The following is a 25,847-nucleotide window of genomic DNA, read 5'->3' as shown; positions in this document are numbered from 1 at the left end:
TTTGCCATGAAACCAATACTTTTAATTTCGATCTTCTTGTTTGTCTTTCATTTATCCTCCCATGCCCAATCGGGAATGAAGGATGCTTTTGAAAAATCCTTTCATATCGGTGCCGCCCTCAATTACAGACAAGTCAATGGACAGGAAACAAAAGCTTTGGATGTTTTGGAAAAGCATTTTAACAGCATTACAGGAGAAAATCTCATGAAATGGGGGCCCATTCACCCTGAGCTTGATAAATTTAATTTTGAACCGGTGGATAAATATGTGGCCTTGGGAGAAAAATTAAATGCCTTCATCGTGGGCCATACCTTGGTATGGCACAGCCAAACTCCAGATTGGGTTTTTGAAGATTCGGATAAAAATCTCCTAGAAAAAGATGCCTTAATAAAAAGAATGGAAGACCATATTGAAGCGGTGGTTGGCAGATACAAAGGTAGGGTCAACGGTTGGGATGTAGTCAATGAGGCTATTTTTGACGATGGGAATATGAGAACCTCCAAATGGTACAATGCAGCCGGAAAGGATTTTATAAAACGTGCTTTCATAAAAGCTAACCAAATAGATCCTGAAGCAGAACTGTATTATAACGATTACAACATGTGGAAACCTGAAAAAAGAAACACTGCAATCGCACTGGCAAAAGAACTCCGTGCCGAGGGGATTCGGATAGATGGGATAGGTATGCAGGGACATTATGGACTTGAATCTCCGACCATTGAACAGATAGAGGCTTCTATCATAGCAATTTCTGAAGCGGGATTTAAAGTGATGTTTACAGAATTGGACATCGATGTGCTACCCAATCCCGCCAACAGATCCGGTGCCGACATAGACGCTACTTTTGCTTCAGATGAGAAATACAATCCGTTTAAAGATGGTCTTCCACAGGAAATGCAGGAAAAACTTGCCAAGCGATACGGGGAATTGTTTGCACTTTTTAACAAACACAGTGACAAAATCACCAGAATAACCTTTTGGGGAATCCATGATGGAGGAAGTTGGTTAAATAATTGGCCAATGAGAGGAAGAACTGCCTATCCCTTGCCATTTGATAGAAATTATGATGAAAAATCTGATGTTATCAAGGAAATCATAGAAAGCAGATCGGTCCGCTGATCGTAAATTACCAATTCTCCTATTGGAGGAATTCAGATTAGGTACAAATTTTTAGAAGGGATTTGGCAAAATCAATTTTGCCAAATCCCCATTTTTATGCAATCAATTGAAGATTAAACAAAACAATACATTTTTAAGTACTAGGAATAATCAAATTTTATTCTGATTTTTTCATTAAAGTAACACTTTACAATAAGGAACTTTAACTCTGATTCGAATAGTATAGCCAACTATTTAGAATTATGAACTTAAGCAATGATTCCAATCCGTTCAAAAAAATGAAAGATTCTCTATGGTCTTTCTTCGACAAAGCTTCAATCGATTTTTTTCACTAACCTTTTCTATTTAAAATTTATGGAAGAAAATGACTCAAAAGTAGGTTCGATCATCGAAACCTTTCAATCCGGAAGTCAGCTCATTACTGGAGGAGAAAATGCAGAACCCAGGAAAATGACTTTCCTGAATGCCTTTTCGGCAATATTCAATGGATTGGGAATAGGCCTGTTGTTGGGAATATTGTTGTCCACCACTTTATCGCCTGTTGTCAGTGGAGTCATTGCGACGGTTTCTTCTCTATTGGCAGTTTTGATAGGATTAAACGAGAAATATTTGGATCCGGTCAAAAGCCTCAGGATAGGGTCTTTTGGGCTTTTCACGGTAGCGGGGATCATTGCGGGACTTTACCTGAGGGCAAACAATCCCTTTGCCCCAACCCTAAAAGACAAAATGGAGGAATACAAGTCCATAGGATTCTCGGACGAAGAAGCACGAAATCTGATTATAGGATTCATCAAGTCCGATACCTCCAAAGCCCAACGAGAGGCAAGTCTCTTGTATTCGACCATTGTCAATTCTTCGGATTGCGACGTACTTTACTACATGACAGCTGAAACCCCCGTACCGGAAATGGTCAACACATTCAGGTCAACTGAGGGGATTTGGAGAAAATTTGCTGATACTTTTCAAACCGAACTTCCGGATGAAATGAAAGGGAAATCTCTTCTATTGGTCAGAGACAGTTTTTGTAATTCTTCTTCTTCAGAACCATACACGATTTCAAATACTGAGAAAATCAAAGCAATCAATCCAAAATTTTCACTTGAAGAAATGGAAACACAAATTTCAGCTTCCGGTGAAAATTGGAAAAACCTTATTTTAATGGCCCAAAGTCAGTTTTCTGAATCCGAAAGACTCCAAATTTATAAGGCAATTCTAAAAGTTTTTGAGTGATGAAAAATGCAACACAAATTTTCCTGATCCTCATGTCCTTTTCATTTTTTTCCAAGGGACAACAGTTTGATCCTGATCAGATCAAAAATTCCCTTGTGAGGGTGGTGGTCACAGTCAATGAACGAGAATCTAAAGTATTGACAGGCTTTGTTTGGAAAACACCCAACCAAGTCGTGACCTCTCTTCATGGGATGAGCAAGACAGGGAGTATAAAAGTGCTTTATATGAATCAGGCCTGGAGGAAAGTCAAAATAAAAAAGGTATACCAAAAAGCCGATTTGGTATTGCTTGAAGTACTGCCAGGCGAGCCTGCCGTCCCCATCGGGGTAGCTCCGATCAACAATTTCCACGTTGGACCCATCAAATTTGGCTCAGACGTGTATGCTTTTGGATATAACAGTGGAGCTCCGGGAAGTTCTTCGAGAATTCTCAGGAAAGGAGATGTCAGTCCCGAAACATTAAATAGTCTCATACCGGCAAAAGATAAAGCTGCCTTGGCAAAAATTGGATTTCCTGCTTTGGACCTCAACATTCTCTATCTTGAAGGAAGTTTATTACCCGGATTTTCAGGAGCACCTGTATTTGATTCTCAGGGGCGGTTGATCGGTGTTGGAGACGGAGGTTTGGAAAAAGGTGCAAGCAATGTCAGTTGGATCATTCCGGCAAAATACATTTCCGAACTTGAAAGTTCTACGATCACTTCCCTCCCTCCTAATTTTGAGACTTTGTCACAGTTGTTTTCTGCAGATGTGAGGATTGAAACGGTTGCTGAAAACACTGATATTGTTGAAGAAAAATTGTTCAAGCAAACTTATGCAGAACCTGTAGAAACGGATGAATTTGAATTTTATCCTACCAAAAACAGGTCGTTGATGGAAATGGTCGAAACTTCTGATGATCCCGAAAACCTGATGAAATTTGCGGATGAGTTGGAAGATGATATCAAAATAACCTTGGACTATGAAAGCATGCGGTTCAATATATTTGAGGACATCAATAACGGCGTAGTATTGGCTATTCCGGAAGAACAGGAACTGATCTACAGTAATGAGGAAGAAGCTTTTCAGGTTGTTTCGGGAATTGATGACGGCATCAATATTTATCATATAGGCTTGAAAGATGATTTTTCAGAGACTGATTTCGATGAATTGCTTACTTCTGTCGGAGCGCTGATCAATGCAAATTTTGCGGAACGGTATGGTTTGAGCGGATTCACAATAGATGAAGAATATTCCTATACCTTGGATTTTGGCCCTGACAGAAAAATCGCTTGGGTGCTTTCTGCAGCTAATGAAGGAATTACAGGGCAGGATGGGCTCACCTACGTTGTTTATGTCTATATGACTGTATTGATGTCAAGGGAAAAAACTTTTATGTCCATAGCCACAATCCCGATTCCTGCGGAATTTATCATCCTCACAGCTACATTGGGAGGTTTGGACTGCACCAATCCGGGCATCTATGGGCAACAATGTGAGTATATGGAAAAAGTGTTCGAAACATTTTCAGCTACGCATTTGACCACCTTTGCCTATTAACCTTCAATTAATTTTGATTCAGATTACCTGAACCTTCCTTAGGAATTTTCCTATTTCAGGTTACCTCAGATCAATTGTATGATACCACCACCATTTCTTTTTGCCCGTTTCTAGTGACATTGATCCAGAAGCTTTTTCTGATATCCATGATTGCGTTTGCGCTTGGCAAATCTTTAAACTCTTGGGTCAAAATAGCCTCAAGTGCGCGCTGAAGGTAATTTTCAGGAAAATATTCTTCCAGTTCCCCTTTTTGATTCATCAACACATATTTCATAAAATAGGGAATTTCTGCGATATCACCGTTGGGATAGGATGCACTAATTGTTTGTATTTTCTTCCTTGAAGTGACAAACTTGTTTTCAAATTGATGATGAGTTGTCAAAGTCAGTTGATATTTTTCAGGCTTTAAAAATTTCTTTTTTTCAATTCCACGAACTTCATATAATGCAAAATCATTTAGTGAATAATTGCTGAGAATGGAAATGTCTTCGTTCTTATCATCCAATATGACTTCCACATTTTTAGACTTTATCCAATTGGTCCAAACCTCGTCAGGAATGCTCATTTTTTTGGGAGGGGGCGAAAAGTTGATTCTAACCTTGATGCTGTCTTTTGCATTCTGAAGTCCTATCAAATAGGTCAATGCGCCATCTTCTAAGATTGGAAACTCGGTAACTTTGGCTTTTTCATCTTCTGTCAATTTCAAATAAGCCGCTTTGGCACCTTCTATGTCCAATTTTTCCAATTCAACAACAAAGTCAGATTCTTCGCTCAAAGCCTCAAGTATATAACTTTCAAAATCTTTAACAGGATAGCCCTGAGAAAAAAGATTGTTGCTTTGGCTTGCGGTGGTTTGACTGAAAGACCCAAGCAAAAACCCAAAAATTGGAATCAGGGATAAGCGAAGCAGAAAGGATTTTTGTTTTGAAGTGGATTTTTTCATCATGATCAACCTATTCTTTGTCACCGAATAATTGATCGGGCTACTTAGATTGTACACAAATTCTTTTCCCAAAACCTTTGAAATCAAGAGTTTTTGGTAAGGAAGCACATCATCAGAACATGCAACAACTTCTCTATCTGCCAAAAACTCATGGTTAAGCTGAATGGCTTTTTTGTAGAAAAGAAAAATTGGATTAAACCAGAAAATGATTTTTAAAGCCTCTACAAAAAGAATATCTATGCTATGCTTTTCCTTAATATGGGTCAATTCATGTTGGAGAATTTCTTGCTCTAAGCCATCAGTGAGGTAGGTTATTTCATTTACAAAAAGGTAATCCAAAAAAGTAAAGGGCATAGTTTCAAGGCCAATTAAAACCAATCGATACCTTTCTTTTTGGATTACTGCCCCTTTTTTTACCAATCCGGATAAGCTGAAGATTTGAAATATGAACCTCATTATAAAAAACACCAAACCAACCAGGTAAACCGAAACCAAAAACCAAGACCAATCTAGAACTTGCTTTTCATGTTTTGGCTGAACAGAATTTGGTGCGATGACAGGATTTTTTTCATCGGAAGGCTGAATAACTGGTTTCAAAAAAGCCTGTTGAATTTCGACACCTGCATTTTGGCTGGAGGAATTTAAGGTTGGAAAAATAGGAGCCAAATTAATCAAGGGAATCGTCAAAGAAAAAACCAAACTCCCAAGGAGAAAAAACCTATTGAATACAAACATGCTTTCCTTCCTTAGCACAAAATGATAAAAAAGAAGCAAAACTGAAAGACAAATCGTCGAGCTGATGAGAAAAGAAATCATGGTGTTTTGTTTTTAAGTTGATCCTCAATTATTTTTTTCAAGGATTCTAATTCCTTTTGTGACATATCAGTTTCTTGGGTGAAGAATGAGGCAAACTGGGAAGGGGAATTATTGAAGAAGTTTTTTACCAACTCATTAACTTTAGTCGAAAAATAGGTCTTCTTCTGGATGAGGGGATAATATTCTCTCGAATTACCAAATACGGTGTATCCTATTGCTCCTTTGTCAGAAAGTCTTTTGAGAAGGGTAGCAACAGTAGTAACTGCTGGTTTTGGTTCAGGAAGGGATTCCAAAAGATCCTTCATAAATGCTTTTCCTTTTTCCCAAATTATATTCATCAATTGTTCTTCACCGTTGGAAAGGTTCATGTTCTATATATATAGAGGTTATTCTACAAATATAGAATAAAAAATAAAAATTCATAAGAATTTCAAAAACACTGTCACAATTTCCTTTAGTCCCACCTTGGATTCAGAATAGAATTCACGTTTATAACAATTTTTCAAGGCTTTCTTTGAGCAAAATAAAAATCATCAATAAAAATCATTATTCATCAGTAAAATCAGGAGATCAAAAAAGATCAAATACTTGGATATTAAATTTTAATACTTTTATTTTTATAAAAAAACTTACTAACATTTAAAAAAACTACAACCAAATGAAAAAGACATTACTGATTCTTGCATTATTCTGCTTTTCAAGCATTGTAAAAGCACAAACTGTCGATGAGATCATTGCACAATATCTTGAGAATACAGGAGGTGCATCAGAATGGGCCAAATTATCCTCAATAAAAATGGAGGGCAAGGTAAGCACCCAAGGAATGGATATTCCGATAGAAATTGCCCAAACCAAGGAGGGTAAAATGTATATGAAATTCCAGCTTCAAGGCCAGGAAATGGTTCAGCAGGCTTTTGATGGCAAAGAAGCATGGGGAGTCAATTTTATGACAATGAAACCTGAAAAAAGCGACAGTGAAACTACCGAAAACATGAAGCGTGAAATAGGCGATTTCCCTGATCCTTTTTTGAACCTTAAAAGCAAAGGATACAAAGCCGAATTGTTGGGAAAAGAAAATGTAGAGGGAACAGAATGTTTCAAAGTTAAATTGACAAAAAAACCATTATTGGTGGATGGTGCGGAAGTTGAAAACATCTCGTTTTATTTTTTTGATACCGAAAACTTCGTTCCTATCATGGTAGAAAAAGAAATGAAAACCGGTCCTGCAAAAGGTATAACAACCCAGACTTTGATGAGTGATTATCAAGAAGTCGAAGGATTATATTTCCCTTTCTCCATCACAGAAAAAGCTAAAGGTACACCTCAAGGTCAGGCCATTAATATCACCAAAGTAGAATTGAATCCCACTTTGGATCCTTCTGCATTTGCCTTCAAGGATTGATCTTATTAATTATTTGAAGATATATCATGACAAGGAAATTTATTTACAGTTTCTTATCGGTCTGCTTTTTCATAATTGCGAGCATTTCATATGGGCAGGAGAGCATTACTTTAAAAGGAAATGAGCTATTTGGGTCTTTGTCAGCTAGACAAATCGGACCTGCTGTGATGAGTGGGCGGATCACTGACATTGCCGGTCACCCTTCCAACAACAGAATTATCTATGCAGGTACAGCAGGTGGCGGAGTCTGGAAATCAACAAATGGTGGTGCCAGCTTCAAATCAATTTTCGATGATTACAATCAGTCTGTTGGAATTATTGAAGTTGATCCAAACAACCCTGATAATGTGGTATGGGTTGGAACAGGTGAAACATGGGTAAGGAACAGTGTTTCGTACGGAGATGGCCTTTACAAAACTGTCGACGGAGGAAATACCTGGAACAAAATAGGATTAGAAAACTCCGATAGAATCAGTGGTATTGCCATCAATCCCAATAATTCAGATGAGGTTTATGTGGGGGTGTTGGGAGCTTTATGGGGTGACAGTGATGACCGTGGTGTATACAAAACCTCCGATGGAGGTCAGACTTGGACCAATATCCTCGCAGGAATGAAAGATACCGGCTGTTCTGATTTGTTTATGGACCCAAAAGATCCCAACACCCTATATGCTGCTTTCTGGCAGGTAAGGAGAACGGCATATTCCTTTAGTTCGGGAGGACCTAAAAGTGCCCTGTACAAAACAACAGACGGGGGCAAAACCTGGGACAAAATCCACAATGGTTTCCCAAGTGGGGATTTGGGAAGAATAGCAATTGGAGTAGCACCTTCAGATCCCAATATTTTATATAGCGTCATTGAATCCAAAGAGAAAAAGGGCCTATACCGCTCAGAAGATGCCGGTATATCCTGGACATTTATGAACGGGGATTTTGAACTTGCTGTCAGGCCATTTTATTTCTCAAGAATAGTAGTTGACCCTAAAAACTCTGATGTACTGGTCAAAGCAGGTTTGTCAGGAAGTATTAGCCGAGATGGAGGAAAAACTTTCAAGAATCTAGGTGCCATGCACTCAGATATTCATGATGTATGGTTTGATATCCATGATTCTGACAGGTTTTATGTAGCTACCGACGGTGGATTGTATAGGACATGGGACGGAGGAACGACCATGGAAATGGTCGAGAGTTTGCCGGTTTCACAGTTTTATCATGTCAGTTTGGACAATGATGAGCCTTATAAGATTTATGGAGGGCTTCAGGATAATGGTTCATGGTTTGGCCCATCTTCAAGTCCCGGAGGAATTGAGCCAGGAGATTGGGTGTCAGTGGGCGCAGGGGATGGATTTAGAGTGTACAGACATCCAACCAAAAAAATTGTTTATTCCGAAATGCAGGGAGCTGACAATATCTGGCGCTATGATGTTGAAAAAAACACCATCAAAAATATCAGACCTTTTCCAGGAAAAGATGAGCCTAAATACCGCTTCAACTGGAACACACCAATACAAATAAGCCCCCATCATCCAGATCGGATTTATGTCGGCAGTCAGTTTTTGTTAAGGTCAAATGATATGGGAAACAATTGGGAAAGGATATCTCCCGATTTGACTACGAATGATCCTACTAAACAAAATCAGTCGTCTTCAGGGGGGATTTCCACGGATAATTCAGGTGCAGAAAATCACACCACCATATTTACCATTGCAGAATCACCAATTGACGAAAATATTATTTGGGTAGGCACCGATGATGGCAATGTACAGGTCACTCAAGATGGGGGTAAGACTTGGACAAATGTTGTTGCCAATATTCCGGACTTACCAAAAAACACTTGGGCTTATCATATCCAGCCTGGAAATTTTGGTAAAGGAACTGCTTATGCGGTATTTGATGGACATGCCCAAAATGATTTTAAGCCTTATGCTTACAAAACGACGGATTTTGGATTGACCTGGACTTCTGTGATCAGCAAAGATATACATGGTTTTGCAAGACATATCCTTGAAGATCTTGAAAATGAAAACCTTCTGTTCTTAGGAACTGAATTGGGCCTTTTTATAAGTATTGACGGAGGAAAAAATTGGTCAAAATTTACCAATAATATGCCTTCTGCTTCTGTACACTATATGGCCATTCATCCAAAAACCAATGATTTGGTCTTAGCCACTCACGGTCGAGGAATCATTATTATAGATGATATCAGCCCATTAAGGCAGATTAGGCCCGAAATGCTTAATGAAGAGGTTTATTTTCTCAAATCTCCTTCTATGGTGATGTGGGAAGAAAGTGATTTCGGTGGATCAAGTCAGGCCGTCACTTTCGTTGGGCCTAACCCTGACAAATCCGGGAAAATCATCTATTACCTCAAGAAGCGACATACGTTTGGAGCAATGACGCTTGAAATCTTTGATGAAAATGATAGTAAGATCATCAGTCTGGACCCGGGCAAACAAAAAGGGATAAACATCGTCAGGTGGGGTTTTACAGGAAAAGCTCCCAAAGTGGCCAAAGGAAAAACTTTCTCTTTTGGAGGATTTGGAGCACCAAGAGTACCTGCAGGCACCTATAAAGTTGTGATGAAAAAAGGCAAGGAACAATTTGAAACCACCCTAGAACTGGTTTATGACGAAAGGGCAGGGATTTCTCTAGAAAGTAGAAAAGCCCAAGGGAAAATGGCCAAGGAACTGTTTGATATGACTCAGGATCTGGCTTATTTGGTTTATCAAGTGGATAGTTACTTGGATTATGCAGAAAAAATCAAAGCTTCAGATATAAAATCAAGCAAATCTATGACTGCATTCATCAATGAACTAAACAAACTCAAAGAAAGATTGGTCATTACAACCGGTGATAATTATGTAGATACTGCAGAACCTGAATTAAGGGAAAAAATATCGCAATTGTATGGAATAGTGATTGCCAATTATGACCGGCCATCTGCGATTCAGGAGGAAAACAAAAATACCTTGAATGAAAAACTGAAAGAGTCGCAAAATAAATTCACTTCCATCATTTCCAAACACGAAAAAAATCTCCTTAGATATGCCAAAAGTGCCAATATCGAAAATTTGATTTTGGATGATTTCGCAACATTTATTGAAAAATAGCTTTCCGAAATATCATACCGATTTTTGAAAAAAGTCTCTGAATAAAAATTGTTCAGAGACTTTTTTTATTCATTGTTTTTACAGCCCATTCTCAAGCTCCTTAACCGAAAATCACTATTTTAGCCCTAAATAAGCAAATCCAATTTTCAAAAATTCGGAATAAATCAAGCCATAATTAAATAATAAAATGTTTCGAAAATTTTGAATCTGCTAAAACCCAAATTATACCAAAAAGAGAATGATGATGACCAAATCCGACCTTGAAATTGCCCATGCATCCAAAATGCAACCGATTTCCAAAATTGCTGCCAAGCTTGGTATCCAAGAAGATGACCTTCGCCCCTATGGGAAATATGTAGCCAAACTTCCTCTCAGGCTAATCGATGAATCCAAAATCAAAGGAAAGAAACTGATCCTTGTCACTGCCATTACCCCTACTTTGGCCGGGGAAGGCAAAACTACCGCAAGTATAGGGTTGGCAGAAGGACTCAACAAAATCGGTGTAAAAACAGCAGTCGTACTCCGCGAACCCTCTTTAGGGCCTGTCTTTGGGATGAAAGGTGGAGCCGCAGGTGGCGGTTATGCCCAAGTGCTGCCTATGGAATCCATCAACCTCCACTTTACAGGTGATTTTGCTGCTGTCGAAAAAGCACATAATCTTTTGTCAGCTCTGGTGGACAACCATATCCACAATCAAAAAAACACCCTGAACATTGATCCTAGAAAGATAATCTGGAAAAGGGTAATGGACATGAATGAGCGTGCCCTGCGGGACATTGTGATTGGACTTGGAGGATCAGCACAAGGAATTCCAAGAGAGTCGGGTTTTGACATCACCGCTGCTTCGGAAGTTATGGCTGCTTTATGTCTTTCCAATGACCTGATGGACTTAAAACAGAAACTTGGAAATATCATCATAGGTTATACTTATGACGATGAACCGGTTCGGGCCTATCAACTCAATGCACAGGGTGCTATGACTGCATTGATGAAGCATACCATCATGCCAAATCTTGTCCAAACCATCGAAGGCAATCCTGCAATTATTCATGGCGGACCATTTGCAAATATAGCCCAAGGTTCTAATTCGATCATTGCGACTAAAATGGGGCTTTCTCTGGCGGACTATGTCGTGACCGAAGCCGGTTTTGCCTCGGATCTTGGAGGTGAGAAATTCCTTGATCTGAAATGCCAATACGGAAACCTTAAACCCGATGCTGTAGTAATTGTGGCAACGATCAGGGCCTTAAAAAGCCATTCGGGCATCCCTTTCCCAGATCTGAAAATCCCGAATGCTGATGCAGTTGCTTTTGGTCTCCCTAACCTCGAAAAGCACATTGAAAACATGAGGCATTTTATGCTTATCCCTGTGGTGGCGATTAACAAATTTGCAACTGATTCAGTAGAAGAAATCCAGGTGGTTATTGACCGATGTGAAAAATTAGGTGTAAAAGTTGCTCTCTGTGAAGCTTGGGAAAAAGGCGGAGAAGGTGCAACAGATCTTGCATTGGCCGTAAAAGAAGCTGCAGAATCAGGAAAAAGTAACTTCACTCCTCTTTACCGATTTGAATGGAGCATAGAGCAAAAAATAGAAATCATAGCAAGAAAAATCTATGGCGCTGCGGAGGTTGAATATAGCGTAAAAGCAAAACAGCAAATCAAGCTTTTCAAAAAAATAGGATTGGATAAGCTTGCAGTTTGTATCGCCAAAACTCAATATTCCCTATCTGATGATCCTAAACTCACCAACCGGCCTTCGGGGTTTACCATAAAAATAAGAGAATTCGACATTGCGGCGGGTGCCGGTTTTATCATTCCGATCGCCGGAACGATCATGAGGATGCCGGGTCTTCCTTCCAAACCTGCCGCAGAAAGTATTGATATTGACGCAGATGGAAATATTACAGGTTTGTTTTAAACTTTGCATTTTGGAAAATTTAAACACAAAAAATCAACTATTATGAAAAAAGTATTGATTTTACTTTCGATGGCCATATTCATAGCATCTTCCATTTCCTGTAGTTCAGAAAAATCAATCGAGCAGGGAGAATCCGTGGAAATATCTTCTTCGATTCCATTAGGTGACAACAGTCAAACAAGCCTCGATTGGAAAGGCGTGTATAAAGGAACTTTGCCCTGTGCAGATTGCGAAGGAATAGAAACGACTATCATTCTGAAATCGGATGATACTTTTAGGAGATCCCTAAATTATCTTGGAAAAGAAAATGGGGTTTTTTCAGACGAAGGAGCATTTAAGTGGAATGAAAATGGTTCGAAAGTTTCACTACAGCCTGAAGAAGGAGACAGCCAATTGTATCTTGTAGGTGAAAATGCATTGTACCATTTGGATAAACAAGGAAATAGAATTACCGGCGATTTGGAAGATAAATACCGCCTTTTAAAAAATCTGACTGACCCTAGGCTTGAGGATAAAAAATGGGTTTTGGAAGAGGTAAGGGGAGTTCCGGTAACAAAAGGACAAGGTTTAAAAGAAGCTTTTATATTATTTGAAATGGAAACTGCATCATTCAATGGCAACGGATCCTGTAACAATTTCTTTGGTCCTTATGAACTTTTGGAAGGCAACAAGATTGCCTTCGGAAATACAGCCTCAACCATGATGGCTTGCCTGGATATGCAGGTTGAAAAGGAATTTTTGGAAGTTTTGAGAATGGTAGACAATTATAGTGTTGGAGACAGTACATTGTCAATTCAAAAAGCCAAAATGGCACCATTGGCACGATTCACACTAGAAAAACAGGAATTACCGAAGTAAATCAATTAAATATGAAGCAGTTGGGGTGTTTTTGTGAATTTTTAAAAAAGTATTTTTTTGTATTTCAGAAAAACACTTTTGTATGTTAATTCGAATTTTCACTCAGGGGTTTACATTGATAAACCTAGCCTTAGCGAACTACTTTGGATTATGAAATTCAAATCTTGTATATTCGTGGTCAAAATCAACATGAGGTTATTTATGCCAAGAATTCTTTTTACTCTTATTTTAAGTTTTTCTTTTATTGGGTTGTTAAGTGCCCAAGGCTCGCGTGACAATATCACAGGCGGATTTGGTTGGGGAATGATTTATGCCGAAAACGCAGGAATTTACAAATACATGGAATTCAAATTGGAGCCGACATTTTCTTTATCTTACAGCAAAGAACTTTCTGAACGATTTGATCTCAGGGCCACTGCCGGTGCGCAAATGTTAAATAGCGGTGAATTTAGACCTTTAAACAATCCAATCATTATCCAATGGGGAGATAATGGTCAAGCGTATTACTTCAAAGGTGTGGGATATTTTCTAGATGTGATGCCGGTTTATTATTTCAACCCCAATACTTCAGGCGGAGTGGGTGAGCCGGTTAATTTTTATTTTGGATTGGGTCTTGGTGCAATGTATTCAGAAAGAGCCCAAAGAGTAATGCGAGATGGAGTTCTTGAAAACGGAATGTATGTTCAGGGATTTGTAGAAAGAAGCACCCAAAACACCGTGGCAGCTTATGTGCCATTGAAATTTGGTTTTATTTCCAATTTTGAATATGAATGGGATTTGGGTCTTGAGGTCTCATCAATGTTCCTTACAAACTCAAATGTGGATGGAAACAACATGCAAAACAAATTAATCTATCCTGATGTAATGGTCAATTTTCAATTCATTGTCAGAAGATACATCAATAGATAAATGAATCATTTTACCAAAAAAAAGCCATTGGAAATTTATCCAATGGCTTTTTCGATATCAGGAGTAGGCAACATTCTAGTTTCCTGAAAGCTCATATTTTAAGGTTCTACCCTTTTCTACTGCTGGAAGCCCTTCAGTCATCCAAAGCGGTGCCGGGGCTCCCTTTAAATAATAATCAAAGAATTGGGCCATACGGATGGAAAGGTCTTTTCTGTTTTTTCTCAATCTGAGGTTATGATCTTCGCCGTTGTATTGGAGTAGCCAAGCAGGCTTATTCAATCTTTTCAAAGCCATAAACATTTCTATACCTTGGTACCATGGAACTGATCCATCTTCATCATTATGCATGATAAGAACAGGTGTATTTACCCTATCCATAGTAAATAAAGGAGAATTTTCAATGTAATAAAGTGGTTTATCCCAAAGGGTCCCACCTATTCTGGATTGGGTTTGCTCGTATTGAAACATCCTGCTCATTCCGGTACCCCACCTGATGCCACCATAAGCCGAAGTCATGTTCACAACAGGTGCTCCCGCGCCTGCGGCTTTGAACATATTGGTCCTGGTAATTAAATAGGCGACTTGGTAACCTCCCCAAGATTGGCCTTGAATGGCCATATTTGAGGCATCCACGAATCCCCTTGATACCAAAGCCTGAACGCCCGGAATGATGCAATTATAAGCGCTTGGTCCCGGTAAGCCCAAGTCATACTTGATATCCGGTACAAAAACCAAGTAATCATTACTCACAAAATAAGGGATGTTGATGGTCGATGCACTTGGAGCAGGGGCTCTGTAGGAGTGCAATCCGTCAGAATTCCTTTCATAGAAATAAACCAACATGGGATACTTTTTATTCGGATCAAAATTTTCCGGTTTGAATAGGAGGCCTTGAAGCGGAACACCATCATTTGCGAGGTAATTGACCAATTCTACCGATCCCCACTTAACTTGGCTTTGTTGAGGGTTGGCATTCGAGACACGATTCAAAGAGGTCAAGTTCAAATCAGAAGCATAGATATCCGGATATTCCCTGAACGTAGATCTCCTGATGATAATATTGTCTGTTTCCTCTGCCTTGGTCAGACCTGAATACCTATGGTCTGAGAAAATGATCGATTGTGGAGAATTTGTTCCGTTGATATCTCCTTTAAAAAAACCGTTCTTTTTGTTTATTTCATGAAAAGCAGATAATATCAGAGGCTTTGTGGGATCAATGCTTTCTTCCTCATTGTCAACCTGTTCTCTTCTGAAAATAATCTTTTGCTTTTTTCCCTCACCTTTTGTCAAATTGATGGGGGCCGACTTGCCTGTTGGATCAATTTTCCAAATATCATATCTGTCATATACCAAAAAAGCCAAATCGCCTTTGACCCATCCCGCCGCACCATTGCTGGAAGGCAAAGACGGGGAATCATGGAGTTCATCATAAAAATTGCTTTCAATGGTTTGCGTCAGGTTACTGAAAGATTTTAATTTGATATCGTATGCCACCCAAGAACTGTCCCGCTCATCATACCAATAGGCATATTTACCCTCAGGAGAAAGCCTTGGATTTCCGGGTACATCTTTTTTAATGAGACTTTTGGATCCTGTCGTCAAATCCACCAAATACAAATCACTTCCTATCTGGATGTCCCAACTGTAATTTCTTCGGTATGGGTTATCGTCAAAACCGAGTGCAAATTGATTTTTAACTTTTTTATCAATAGCAAACTGAGAAACGGATTCATCCCCAACCGCTGTGATAGACTTGGATTTAATGTTATAAATAGTGAGAAAAGATTTGTTCTGATCTCTGTCTTTATTCTTCAACTGCATTGGCTGAATCTCGTTGTCTTGCCATCCCCATATATCCAAACTGACTCTATCCTCATCCAAAATGGTAATGTCATCTTCATATTCAAAAGCTAGGTAATCCGGTGCACTACCAAAAAACAATCGTTTTTCATCACTTGAAAAGAACAATCGGCCATTTTTACTTACCATTCCATTGATCCCGGTCATTCCTTTTGATGCAATTTTCTGATTCTTTTCCTTGACAATATCAAAAAGATAAAGGTCGTAATATGGCTTTTTGGATTTGGCGGAATCCTCAGTTGTCAAAAATGCCAAGTACTTGTTTTCGGGGGAAAAAACCGTAGAAACATATTCTGTTTTTCCTTCATCTATTAATTTAGAAACGCCGGTTTTTAATTCCAGCAAGAAAATCCCTGCATTTTTCAGGGTATCTTCTTGGGCTTTTGTATAGAATAGATAATCACCGTTTTCAGAGAAACCGTAAGATTTAATCCGGTCAAATTCATAAGATTGACTTCCGTCAAGATCTTTTACCAATAATTTTGTGCCATCAGTTTTCTTAGGCTTTTCGGGTTTTGGCCCATCTACTTTTGTGGTATCGCCTGTCTCTTTCTTTTCTGCTTTTTTTGGCAAATCCTTTTCAAAGTGGACAGCTACCCAATTTCCTTTCTTCGAAGGAATAGCGAATGATTTAACCCGAGCTAGTTTATCTAATTCCCCACTTGCCAGGTTCATAATAAAAACACTGTCCTTAGGCAATTCATCTGATTTTTTCTTCTTCAACTTGAGAAAACGTACCGTATCCGCTTGTGGGTTGATTTTGCCTATGGCAAATTGGCTATTATTAGAAAAAACCCACTGGCTGCCTCTTGGAACTATGAATCTTTGATCCTGATTTTGGTGGGATACGATTTCCAGCCTGCCATCACCATCTTGAGGATTAACAGTATAACCTATCCATTTGCCAGATTTGGAGATCTTTTCAGAAGAAACTGATTCCCATCTATCATAATCCTGATGGTTAAGAGCTCTTTTTTCCTGAGCTAAAGCAAAAGCTGAGATGCAGCAAAGAAGTATGGTGAAGTGAAATTTGATAAGGTTTTTCATTATAATCGAAATTTGATTTGATTCAAATAAAAGAAAGAACAAGAAAGGATTACTTAAGTTTTATTCCAATGGAATACTGATGTTATAAAAAAAGCCACAAATCAGATAATGAAGCAGAGAAAACCTCTAATTCACTCGTGATTTGTGGCAATTTAAACTCTAATTAAACTAACTGTTAGTTCCCTAAAGTAAATTCTCTTTCAAGGTATCCTCCTCTGGTTGACATCAGTTTCAACTTTCCTTTTACAGGCTCTTTTTGGTTGACTTTTACTTTAAATACTGCTTCTTTGGTCTCTCCTGGCTCAGTATATCCTGAATAAATTGTTTTTTCATAAAGTTCAGGGGTCGTTATCTGAACTTTTGCATTTTCAAAACCCTTTGTAAGCTCTTTGTCAAACTCTAACAACAACCTATCTTCCTGTACGATTTTGACCCTTTTTGCCTGATCCAATGCCACAGGAAGTTTGCCTGAATTGGTCCAGGAAACTTTGATTTCAAAGACATCTCCGGATTTTGAAATATTTACATTTTTGATTTCAATCTGAGGAAGGTCCATCGCCATCGCAAGATTGAAAAGAGATTGCTTTTTGATCCAACTTTCAAGTTGCCAAGGAGGTCCGTTTTGGCTGAAAAACTTAGGATGAGATCCCCCTATTTCAACTTCGCCTAGCTGAGGATGGTTGAACTTTTCCCAATTCTTGAAACCTTTGGAGCCGTTTTCTTCATCATCCCATCTCATCCCGTCATAGTCATCCCGCTGTCCATCACCGTCATAATCTTTCATGGCCCCGTTATTCCACAACTCATCACCATACCAGACAGCACCATAATAGAAGTAACCAAAGTCAGGTCCATGGCCAAACAAAGGAGTTGGCTTCAAAGGATCTCCTGTGAGTCGGTTTGTACCGCCACGTGTGCTATATGTTTCGTATACATCACCTGCCCAAGGATACCCTGTTATGGTCATTCCAAGGCTGTCATAATATTCATAAATCAACCTGTCCTTGAGGAACATAGACTCTACACTTGAAGAGGTGGAAGGTGGTCTAAGGTGCATAGGAACCCTCGTATCCAAGGAATTGACCACAGAAATGTTTGGATGAGAAAGCAACCAAAGTACCGTTGAGCGGGTCTCTATTTCGCTTAATGGATATTCACCTGCCCCAAACTGTGTATATCCCCTCCCCGTCTCATCACCGCCCGTGTCAGGTCTCCAATTTTCAGGATAATTTCTGTGCAAGTCCAATCCACCAATACCATCTTCATTATATTTACCATCTCCGTCATTGTCGATTCCTTCGGTATACATCAGGTATTCACCCTTGCCTTCAAAAACCCTTTTCATTAGGCGCCCTTTTGGATCCCTTGGGTCAATGATTAAGTTTGCCTGTTCCTTTTCCTTCTCAGTTACAGCTTTTTTTCTCATCATATGGATAATACCGTCACCGTTTAGATCTTCTTCAGGATCTTCATCCAGCAGACCATCGCGATCTGTGTCATGAGGACGAACAGTACTTCTGTTTCTCTGCTCAGAAAAGAGATACATATTGGTCCCGTCAGGGTTATTTTGAGGCCTTACATAAACAGTTTTTGTATCTATGAGCTTCGTGATTGCCGGGTTTTTTCCATAATTCTCAAGAAGATACTGTGTCAACCAAAAAACCGATTCACTAGCGGTCACTTCCCCACCATGCCTTCCTCCTTCAAAGTATGCCGCTGGTTTGTCGGTGTGCTTTCCTGTTTTTTTGTTAGTAATGGTCATTTGAAGAATTGGCCGTCCTTCGTAAGATTTAGCCACTTCGTAGAGTTCTGTAATTTCAGGATATTTTTCAGACCATAATTTGTACCAATGATACATTACATCCGGAGTGTGATAGATATCGAAAGTAAGTTTTTCGCCCGGGATATATTGTACCTCCGGAAACTCATATTTCTTAAAAAAAGACTGTCCATGTCTTTCTCCGGAAATTGTATAGGATTTTGACTTTTTATCCTGTTCAGGCCATTTTTTTTCAGGGGACAGAGATACCTCCTGTGCCATCAAAAAGCCTGTCAAAACAAGCATCCCAAAAGCAAGCATGAATATGTTCTTTTTCATTTCTAATTAAGTTGATGATCAGGTTAAAATTAGGATATGAAGCACCCCATTCCTAACCGCTCAAAAAAAATCCCCGTCAAATAATTGACGGGGAAAAATTAACCGAAGAGTTAATCTGAACAAATATCAATAACCCATGACAAGCTCAAATTCCATAGATTCATATGAATTGAATCCGGGAACAGGTATGGCATCAGGCATTTTTCTTACAACGTGGGCAACCCTTTCTCTCAACCCTTTATCAACTGACTCATTGAGGATTTTGTAGGCAATAACTTTTCCAAATTCATTGATGGTAATCACAACTCTCAGTTCATCAATCGCAGATGAACTCTTTTTTGTCCTAAAAATAAATGGAGCATAACCATCGAGCATTGAAAATGTCTCTTCGGACCAAAACCAAGGGGCATAGTCAGAACCGAATCCTTCAACAGGATCAAGGACATCTATAATCAAATCACTAGACAATCCTGAATTTTGATTTTCTCCGGAAACCCCAACAAAAGGTTTTAAAGTGACAAGAGCCTTTTCATTTTCTTTTGCAAGGCTTTTTATTTCTTTATCATTTTCTTTTTCAGAAAAAAGAGATTCGGCTTGAACCTGTGATCCAACTAGTGAAACACTTACGAATAATGCGAGGATGAAAGAAAGTCTGTACATATGCGAGATATTTTTTTCAAATATACAGATAAATATTTTTCATATGCAAATTTTTGCATTTTAAATTTTTCTAAGGGCACAAAAAAGTCTTGCCATCAGCAAGACCCTTTTCAGAATATAAACCCAAATATAACTTTAGAGATTAAAAGTTTCGATGTGAAGATTGTTCGAAATAAAGTAAAACTTATATTTTCAAACATTTATTTGATCAAAGGATATAATAACCAAATATTATATAACTTGTAATCGAACGCACCAAAGTAACCTCATTTTACCGAATTTTACAAATTGAAAAATTTATTTTGCAATTTTTTAACTATTTCATAATTTGTGACCACATATATTAACATAGCCTCAAATTAACCCGAAAAAAATGGACAAAATTTTAGATATTGACAATGTTGACCTTAAGATTATTTCATTGTTGAATGATGATGCCAAAACCCCATATACAGAAATAGCCAAAAAAGTTTACGTTTCTTCGGGAACAGTGCATGTGAGAATGAGAAAACTTGAGGACATGGGAATCGTGAAAAGCGCCACACTCAATATTGATTTTTCAAAACTTGGATATGATATTTCTGCCTTTTTGGGAATTTACTTGGAGAAAAGTTCTCTATATGATACTGTCATAGGAAGGCTCAAAGAAATTTCGGAAGTAATCAATGCCTATTACACTACGGGAAACTATAGTATTTTTGCAAAAATTATCTGCAAAGACACGAATCACTTAAGAACCGTATTGGACAAAATCCAAAAAGTTGATGGGATAGACAGAACAGAAACCTTGATTGTCTTGGAAGAAAGTATCAATAGGCCAATTCAGTTTTTTGAAAAATAAGTGCTAAAACACCCAAAAAAATGATATTCCTCATATAAATTGATTATTTAGATTAAATCCATTTTAATAAAAATTATAACTTAAACAAGATATACTTTGCTTTTTATCATATAGCTGAGAGGGTAAATCTCAGCTATATTTATTTTTAAATAATTGAATTTCTGAGAAATAAGCTCACTATTCAGCTTGAATGATCAATTTTTCATATTGATTTGAACATTATATTTTGGTTTAATGTTGTATCTTCGCCTCACAAACTATAATTAGTCTAAATTACTCAAACAAATGAGCAAGGACAATAAGATATTAGAAGAATTAACCTCCAAAGACTACGAACACGGCTGGTCGGTCAATCTAGAAGCGGATGAAGCTCCAATTGGTTTAAATGAAGATATCATTCGTTGGATTTCTGCAAAAAAGGAAGAACCGGAATGGCTTCTCGAATGGAGGTTAAAAGCTTTTAATAATTGGTTGACAATGACCGAACCGGTATGGGCCAATGTGCATTATCCCAAAATCGATCTTCAGGGACTCAGATATTATTCTGCACCTAAAAAAAGTAACAAGCCAAAAAGCTTGGATGAAATTGATCCTGAACTGCTTCAAATCTATGAAAGGCTCGGAATCAATCTCAACGAACAAAAAAGACTTCAGGGAATTGCTGTTGATGCGGTATTGGATTCGGTTTCGGTGGGAACGACTTTTAAAGAAACGCTATCCAAATTGGGAATTATTTTTTGTTCATTCAGCGAAGCTGTCCATGAACATCCCGAACTGGTCAAAAAATATTTGGGATCAGTAGTCCCAATGACAGATAATTATTATGCAGCCCTTAATTCTGCTGTTTTTTCTGATGGATCTTTTTGCTACATCCCTTCAGGTGTAAGATGCCCCATGGAACTTTCTACATATTTTAGAATCAATGCTGCCAACACCGGACAGTTTGAAAGAACGCTGATAGTGGCAGACGAAGGTTCTTATGTTTCCTATCTAGAGGGATGCACAGCACCAAAAAGAGATGAAAATCAACTCCACGCAGCAGTGGTTGAAATATATGCTGCCAAAAATGCAGAGGTGAAATATTCCACAGTCCAAAACTGGTATCCCGGTGACAAATCAGGAAAAGGCGGTATCTACAATTTTGTAACCAAAAGAGGAATCTGTGCGGGTGACCATTCCAAAATATCTTGGACACAGGTTGAAACAGGGTCTGCGGTAACCTGGAAATACCCCTCTTGTATTTTGAAGGGAGATTATTCTATCGGGGAATTTTACTCAGTAGCAGTCACAAATAACTACCAGCAGGCTGATACAGGTACCAAAATGATCCATATCGGAAAGAATACAAGATCAAGGATCGTTTCCAAAGGCATCTCAGCAGGTAAATCACAAAATTCTTACAGAGGTCAGGTTCAGGTAATGAAAAGGGCATCCAATGCTAGGAATTTCTCCCAATGTGATTCATTATTAATGGGTGACCGTTGCGGGGCGCATACATTCCCATACATAGATATTCAAAATCCGACAGCTAAGGTTGAGCACGAAGCTACTACATCCAAAATCGGAGAAGATCAATTATTCTATTGCAACCAAAGAGGAATTAGTACCGAAGACGCAGTAGCCCTCATTGTAAATGGTTATGCAAAAGAAGTGCTAAACCAACTTCCAATGGAATTTGCAGTAGAGGCACAAAAGCTACTTGCATTAACTTTAGAAGGAAGCGTCGGATAAAAGATTTCAAATTTCAAACTTCAAATCACCAATGTTAACAATCAAGAATTTGCATGCCTCTATTGAAGGCACTCCTATATTAAGAGGTATAAACCTGGAAGTAAAAGCAGGTGAAGTTCATGCCATCATGGGTCCAAATGGTTCAGGAAAATCAACCTTGGCTTCTGTTTTGGCAGGAAGAGAAGAATATGAAGTAACCGAAGGTGAGGTTATATTTCAAGGTAAAGATCTCCTGGAATTGGCTCCCGAAGACAGGGCAAGGGAAGGTGTTTTCTTAGCGTTCCAATATCCTGTTGAAATCCCGGGAGTGAGCACAACAAATTTTTTGAGAACTGCTGTCAACCAGGTTCGTGAATACAGAGGCTTGCCTGCTTTAGATGCAGTCAAGTTTCTTTCTGTAATGAAAGAAAAAATGAAATTGGTAGAAATAGATCAAAAACTATTGAGCCGTTCTTTGAACGAAGGTTTTTCCGGAGGCGAAAAAAAGAGGAATGAAATATTTCAAATGGCCATGTTGGAGCCGACACTTTCTATATTAGATGAGACTGATTCCGGACTCGATATTGATGCATTGAGAATTGTTTCTAACGGTGTAAATAAATTAAAATCAGATAAGACCGCTACTATAGTTGTAACTCATTACCAAAGGTTGTTAGATTACATTGTACCTGATTTTGTCCATGTTCTTTACAATGGTAGGATTGTAAAATCAGGAACCAAGGAACTGGCGATGGAATTAGAAGAAAAAGGGTATGATTGGATCAAAGAGGAAGTGAATGCCGCTTCTGTTTAAATCCATTTTTTTACCAAAATCTTTTAAAATCAATGACGACAACATCAAAAAATAAAATACTTGACACTATTTTAAGCCAAGTATCCGGCAAGCCATCTTTCATGGATATGAGAAATTCAAGTATCGAATCACTCCAAAGAACAGGACTTCCGGCTATCAAAGATGAGGAGTACAAATTCACTTCCATCACTAAGAAATTGGAGAATTCAATCTCTGATTTTTCTGTTGCAAAAAAGACCAATTTGGATTCTGACCTTGTAAAATCACATGTTTTCGAAGGATTTGAGGGAGATCTTGTTGTGTTTAACAATGGTTTTTTCGAAACGGAGCTTTCCTCCCTCTCTAATAAAGGCTATGTACTTTCATTGATCAGTGAATCCAATCCGAAACTATTGGGAAAAATTGCCTTTTCAGAAAAAGACCCTTTTGTAGCACTTAATAACATTTCTTTTGAGGACGGTATTTATATTAAAGTTCCAAAAAACCAAAAAGTAGAAAAGCCGATCATGTTTTTTTTCCTAAACCAATCAAATGAAGGTCAGGTTATTCAACCAAGGATTTTGATTGAAGTTGAGGATAATGCTGAGGTGACATTCTTGGAGGACAGCATTTCATTGGATGACAATGTTTATTTCAGCAATACAGTGACTGAAATTAAAGTTGGACAAAATTCACAAGTCCATTACAACAGGCTTCAAAATGAAGGCAAAAACGCAATTTCTGTGAATAATACTGAAACTGATATCCACCGAGATGCAGTTTTTACTTCTGTGGTTATTTCCCTTTCAGGAGATATGGTGCGAAATAACCTCAGTTTAAATCTTCTCGACTCAGGTTGCGAAGGAAATATGTATGGTCTTTATCTTTTGAATGGGAAAACGCACGTAGATAACCACACAAACGTGGATCACACCAAGCCACATGCCCAATCTAATGAATTGTACAAAGGAGTATTGGCTGATAGTTCAAGAGGGGTTTTCAATGGTAAAATCTTCGTAAGACAGGATGCTCAAAAGACAAATGCCTTCCAGCAAAACAACAATATCCTTTTGTCAGAGGATGCAATTGTCAATACCAAGCCGCAATTGGAAATCTGGGCGGATGATGTCAAATGCTCTCATGGCTGTACCACAGGTCAATTGGATGAAGAAGCTTTGTTCTACCTAAGAGCAAGAGGATTGGGAAAAGAACAGGCTAAAGGAATGTTGCTATATGCTTTTACAGGTGAAGTCATGGACCATATCGCAGATGAAGCTTTTCAAAACCATATTGTAAGTATCGTTCAAAATAGGTTGGGCAGTAACTTCTAAATCAATCCATGTCATTGAATATCGAAGAAATCAGAGCAATGTTTCCTGTCCTCCATCAAGAGGTCAACGGCAAACCTTTGATTTATTTTGACAATGCTGCCACCACCCAAAAACCCCAATCCGTATTAGATGCACTTACGGGATATTATGAACATGACAATTCCAATATCCATAGAGGTGCACATACCTTAGCAGATCGTGCAACAAGGTTTTATGAGGAAACAAGGGAAGGTGTAAGGGATTTTATCAACGCCAAAGAAACAGCGGAAGTAATTTTTACAAAAGGTACTACAGAAAGTATCAACTTGGTCGCTTCCTCTTACGGTAGAAAATTCATAACCAAGGGAGATGAAATCATTATTTCTACTCTAGAGCATCACTCCAACATCGTTCCTTGGCAAATGCTATGCGAGGAAAAAGGAGCAATATTGAAAGTAATTCCGATCAATGATCGAGGCGAAATCCTATTTGAGGAATTTGACAAAATGCTTTCTGACAGGACAAAATTTGTCAGTATTGTTCATGTTTCCAATGCTTTGGGTACAATCAATCCAGTCAAAAAAATAATCAAATTGGCGCACCAAGTTGGTGCAAAAGTGCTTTTAGACGGTGCTCAATCTACCAATCATTTGGAAATTGACGTTCAGGATTTGGATTGTGATTTTCTTGCATTTTCTGCACACAAATTATACGGACCAACAGGATTGGGGATTCTATACGGAAAAAGAAGTATTCTTGAAACAATGCCTCCTTATCAAGGTGGTGGTGAAATGATCAAAGAAGTCACGTTTGCCAAAACTACATACAATGATATCCCTTTCAAATTTGAAGCAGGAACCCCAAACATAGCTGATGTAATAGCATTTCAGAAAGCTTTGGATTTTATTTCCTGCTTTGGAAAGGCAAATATCAAAAAGCATGAAGATGAACTTCTTGACCATGCTAATATTGCTTTTGGACAGATTAAGGGATTTGTTCCTGTGGGAACAGCTGCTGAGAAAGTAAGTGTCTTGTCATTCAACATAATGGGGATGCATCCTTTTGATGTGGGGGTGATGTTGGACGCTAATGGAATCGCTGTGAGGACAGGACACCATTGTACACAGCCGTTAATGCAGAGATTAGGTTTGGAAGGAACTGTCAGGGCCTCTTTTTCTGTTTACAATACCAAAAAAGAGATTGATCAAATGGCGATAAGCCTTTCCAAAATAGCCAAAATCAAAAATAAATGAGTAGTATAAAGGAAATACAAGACGAAATCATAGAAGAATTCGGCATTTTGGGGGATGACAAAGAATCAACCATATACTACATCATGGAACTCGGCAGCCAACTTCCTGAATTTCCGGAAGATCAAAGGGTGGAAGAAAATATCATCAAAGGATGCCAATCCAAAGTGTGGCTGACTACGGTGGAAAACGGAGATAAAATCAAGTACTTGGCTGATTCAAATACCGATATAACCAAAGGATTAATCAGTTTATTGATAAGAGTTCTTTCGGATAGGACTCCCCAAGAAATCATTAAGGCCGAACTTGCCTTTATTGACAAAATAGGAATGGGAAACATCATTGGTTCCCAAAGGTCCAACGGCTTAACAGCCATGATCAAACAGATGAAATTATACGCTTTGGCTTATCAGGCGAAGCAAAATGTATAAAAAT

19 protein-coding genes are annotated in these 25,847 nt (G+C 38.5%); 14 read left to right on the top strand and 5 right to left on the bottom strand.

Annotated features, from left to right (window positions below; translation table 11 throughout):
• The first annotated feature begins 6 nt into the window (after window positions 1–6).
• The 3 genes from NU887_RS03625 (at window position 7) to NU887_RS03615 (ending at window position 3,887) form a co-directional block, all read left to right on the top strand.
• Window positions 7–1,119, top strand: coding sequence for an endo-1,4-beta-xylanase (locus NU887_RS03625; RefSeq protein ID WP_258421984.1), 1,113 nt, complete (start codon window positions 7–9; stop codon window positions 1,117–1,119).
• Window positions 1,120–1,473: 354 nt separating this feature from the next.
• Window positions 1,474–2,349 carry a hypothetical protein gene (locus NU887_RS03620; RefSeq protein ID WP_258421983.1) on the top strand — a complete coding sequence of 292 codons (876 nt, stop codon included), beginning with the start codon at window positions 1,474–1,476 and terminating at the stop codon, window positions 2,347–2,349.
• Window positions 2,349–3,887, top strand: coding sequence for a trypsin-like peptidase domain-containing protein (locus tag NU887_RS03615; RefSeq protein WP_258421982.1), 1,539 nt, complete (start codon window positions 2,349–2,351; stop codon window positions 3,885–3,887). Before NU887_RS03620 ends, NU887_RS03615 begins: the two co-directional genes overlap by 1 nt.
• Window positions 3,888–3,957: 70 nt before the next feature.
• Here NU887_RS03615 and NU887_RS03610 read toward each other — a convergent pair whose 3' ends face one another.
• Together NU887_RS03610 and NU887_RS03605 are read right to left on the bottom strand one after the other, a co-directional pair.
• A complete protein-coding gene (locus NU887_RS03610) occupies window positions 3,958–5,646 on the bottom strand; it encodes a M56 family metallopeptidase (RefSeq protein ID WP_258421981.1) in 1,689 nt (562 codons plus the stop codon).
• On the bottom strand, window positions 5,643–6,014 hold the full coding sequence (locus tag NU887_RS03605) for a BlaI/MecI/CopY family transcriptional regulator (protein WP_258421980.1): 372 nt from the start codon (window positions 6,012–6,014) through the stop codon (window positions 5,643–5,645). Before NU887_RS03605 ends, NU887_RS03610 begins: the two co-directional genes overlap by 4 nt.
• Before the next feature lie 290 nt (window positions 6,015–6,304).
• Here NU887_RS03605 and NU887_RS03600 point away from each other — a divergent pair, with 290 nt between their 5' ends.
• From NU887_RS03600 to NU887_RS03580, 5 genes are all read left to right on the top strand, one after another.
• Window positions 6,305–7,048, top strand: coding sequence for an outer membrane lipoprotein-sorting protein (locus NU887_RS03600; protein WP_258421979.1), 744 nt, complete (start codon window positions 6,305–6,307; stop codon window positions 7,046–7,048).
• Between the two features lie 26 nt (window positions 7,049–7,074).
• Entirely contained in the window at window positions 7,075–10,158 is a 3,084-nt protein-coding gene (locus NU887_RS03595) for a VPS10 domain-containing protein (RefSeq protein ID WP_258421978.1), read from the top strand.
• Window positions 10,159–10,396: 238 nt separating this feature from the next.
• A complete protein-coding gene (locus tag NU887_RS03590) occupies window positions 10,397–12,076 on the top strand; it encodes a formate--tetrahydrofolate ligase (protein WP_338080963.1) in 1,680 nt (559 codons plus the stop codon).
• Window positions 12,077–12,118: 42 nt separating this feature from the next.
• Window positions 12,119–12,934 carry a copper resistance protein NlpE N-terminal domain-containing protein gene (locus NU887_RS03585; protein ID WP_258421977.1) on the top strand — a complete coding sequence of 272 codons (816 nt, stop codon included), beginning with the start codon at window positions 12,119–12,121 and terminating at the stop codon, window positions 12,932–12,934.
• 150 nt (window positions 12,935–13,084) lie between these two features.
• Window positions 13,085–13,843, top strand: coding sequence for a hypothetical protein (locus tag NU887_RS03580; RefSeq protein WP_258421976.1), 759 nt, complete (start codon window positions 13,085–13,087; stop codon window positions 13,841–13,843).
• A 75-nt stretch (window positions 13,844–13,918) separates the two neighbouring features.
• Here the strand turns inward: NU887_RS03580 and NU887_RS03575 are convergent, their stop codons facing one another.
• The 3 genes from NU887_RS03575 to NU887_RS03565 form a co-directional block, all read right to left on the bottom strand.
• Window positions 13,919–16,750, bottom strand: a complete 2,832-nt coding sequence (locus NU887_RS03575) for a S9 family peptidase (protein ID WP_258421975.1) — start codon at window positions 16,748–16,750, stop codon at window positions 13,919–13,921.
• 175 nt (window positions 16,751–16,925) lie between these two features.
• Complete coding sequence (locus NU887_RS03570; RefSeq protein ID WP_258421974.1) at window positions 16,926–18,848, bottom strand: M14 family metallopeptidase; 1,923 nt, start codon at window positions 18,846–18,848, stop codon at window positions 16,926–16,928.
• A gap of 126 nt (window positions 18,849–18,974) precedes the next feature.
• Window positions 18,975–19,508, bottom strand: coding sequence for a hypothetical protein (locus NU887_RS03565; protein WP_258421973.1), 534 nt, complete (start codon window positions 19,506–19,508; stop codon window positions 18,975–18,977).
• Between the two features lie 373 nt (window positions 19,509–19,881).
• Between NU887_RS03565 and NU887_RS03560 the strand changes: the two genes are divergently transcribed.
• The 6 genes from NU887_RS03560 to NU887_RS03535 all read left to right on the top strand — a co-directional run bounded on the left by NU887_RS03560 (window position 19,882) and on the right by NU887_RS03535 (window position 25,843).
• Window positions 19,882–20,349 (top strand): Lrp/AsnC ligand binding domain-containing protein, encoded by a 468-nt coding sequence (locus NU887_RS03560; protein WP_113924546.1) that lies wholly within the window; start codon window positions 19,882–19,884, stop codon window positions 20,347–20,349.
• A 285-nt stretch (window positions 20,350–20,634) separates the two neighbouring features.
• Window positions 20,635–22,080: a Fe-S cluster assembly protein SufB gene (gene sufB / locus NU887_RS03555; protein WP_258421972.1), complete on the top strand. Its 1,446-nt coding sequence runs from the start codon at window positions 20,635–20,637 to the stop codon at window positions 22,078–22,080.
• A gap of 31 nt (window positions 22,081–22,111) precedes the next feature.
• Complete coding sequence (gene sufC / locus NU887_RS03550; RefSeq protein WP_258421971.1) at window positions 22,112–22,873, top strand: Fe-S cluster assembly ATPase SufC; 762 nt, start codon at window positions 22,112–22,114, stop codon at window positions 22,871–22,873.
• A 32-nt stretch (window positions 22,874–22,905) separates the two neighbouring features.
• Complete coding sequence (sufD, locus tag NU887_RS03545; protein WP_258421970.1) at window positions 22,906–24,183, top strand: Fe-S cluster assembly protein SufD; 1,278 nt, start codon at window positions 22,906–22,908, stop codon at window positions 24,181–24,183.
• Window positions 24,184–24,191: 8 nt separating this feature from the next.
• A complete protein-coding gene (locus NU887_RS03540) occupies window positions 24,192–25,415 on the top strand; it encodes a cysteine desulfurase (protein WP_275982329.1) in 1,224 nt (407 codons plus the stop codon).
• Window positions 25,412–25,843: a SufE family protein gene (locus tag NU887_RS03535; protein ID WP_258421969.1), complete on the top strand. Its 432-nt coding sequence runs from the start codon at window positions 25,412–25,414 to the stop codon at window positions 25,841–25,843. Before NU887_RS03540 ends, NU887_RS03535 begins: the two co-directional genes overlap by 4 nt.
• The last annotated feature ends 4 nt before the right edge of the window (window positions 25,844–25,847 follow it).

The organism is Aquiflexum gelatinilyticum (genome assembly GCF_024741135.1).
In the GTDB taxonomy this organism is placed as follows: Bacteria; Bacteroidota; Bacteroidia; order Cytophagales; family Cyclobacteriaceae; genus Cognataquiflexum; species Cognataquiflexum gelatinilyticum.
The sequence above is the reverse complement of the archived record's forward strand: the minus strand, read 5'-3'. Positions and strand labels throughout refer to the sequence as shown.

Coding starts and splice junctions, on each gene's coding strand:
- NU887_RS03575 (WP_258421975.1), bottom strand. CDS start 16,750: ATGAAAAACCTTATCAAATTTCACTTCACCATACTTCTTTGCTGCATC.
- NU887_RS03605 (WP_258421980.1), bottom strand. CDS start 6,014: ATGAACCTTTCCAACGGTGAAGAACAATTGATGAATATAATTTGGGAA.
- NU887_RS03540 (WP_275982329.1), top strand. CDS start 24,192: ATGTCATTGAATATCGAAGAAATCAGAGCAATGTTTCCTGTCCTCCAT.
- NU887_RS03620 (WP_258421983.1), top strand. CDS start 1,474: ATGGAAGAAAATGACTCAAAAGTAGGTTCGATCATCGAAACCTTTCAA.
- NU887_RS03570 (WP_258421974.1), bottom strand. CDS start 18,848: ATGAAAAAGAACATATTCATGCTTGCTTTTGGGATGCTTGTTTTGACA.
- NU887_RS03625 (WP_258421984.1), top strand. CDS start 7: ATGAAACCAATACTTTTAATTTCGATCTTCTTGTTTGTCTTTCATTTA.
- NU887_RS03535 (WP_258421969.1), top strand. CDS start 25,412: ATGAGTAGTATAAAGGAAATACAAGACGAAATCATAGAAGAATTCGGC.
- NU887_RS03600 (WP_258421979.1), top strand. CDS start 6,305: ATGAAAAAGACATTACTGATTCTTGCATTATTCTGCTTTTCAAGCATT.
- sufC (WP_258421971.1), top strand. CDS start 22,112: ATGTTAACAATCAAGAATTTGCATGCCTCTATTGAAGGCACTCCTATA.
- NU887_RS03580 (WP_258421976.1), top strand. CDS start 13,085: ATGAAATTCAAATCTTGTATATTCGTGGTCAAAATCAACATGAGGTTA.
- NU887_RS03565 (WP_258421973.1), bottom strand. CDS start 19,508: ATGTACAGACTTTCTTTCATCCTCGCATTATTCGTAAGTGTTTCACTA.
- NU887_RS03615 (WP_258421982.1), top strand. CDS start 2,349: ATGAAAAATGCAACACAAATTTTCCTGATCCTCATGTCCTTTTCATTT.
- NU887_RS03590 (WP_338080963.1), top strand. CDS start 10,397: ATGATGATGACCAAATCCGACCTTGAAATTGCCCATGCATCCAAAATG.
- sufB (WP_258421972.1), top strand. CDS start 20,635: ATGAGCAAGGACAATAAGATATTAGAAGAATTAACCTCCAAAGACTAC.
- sufD (WP_258421970.1), top strand. CDS start 22,906: ATGACGACAACATCAAAAAATAAAATACTTGACACTATTTTAAGCCAA.
- NU887_RS03585 (WP_258421977.1), top strand. CDS start 12,119: ATGAAAAAAGTATTGATTTTACTTTCGATGGCCATATTCATAGCATCT.
- NU887_RS03595 (WP_258421978.1), top strand. CDS start 7,075: ATGACAAGGAAATTTATTTACAGTTTCTTATCGGTCTGCTTTTTCATA.
- NU887_RS03610 (WP_258421981.1), bottom strand. CDS start 5,646: ATGATTTCTTTTCTCATCAGCTCGACGATTTGTCTTTCAGTTTTGCTT.
- NU887_RS03560 (WP_113924546.1), top strand. CDS start 19,882: ATGGACAAAATTTTAGATATTGACAATGTTGACCTTAAGATTATTTCA.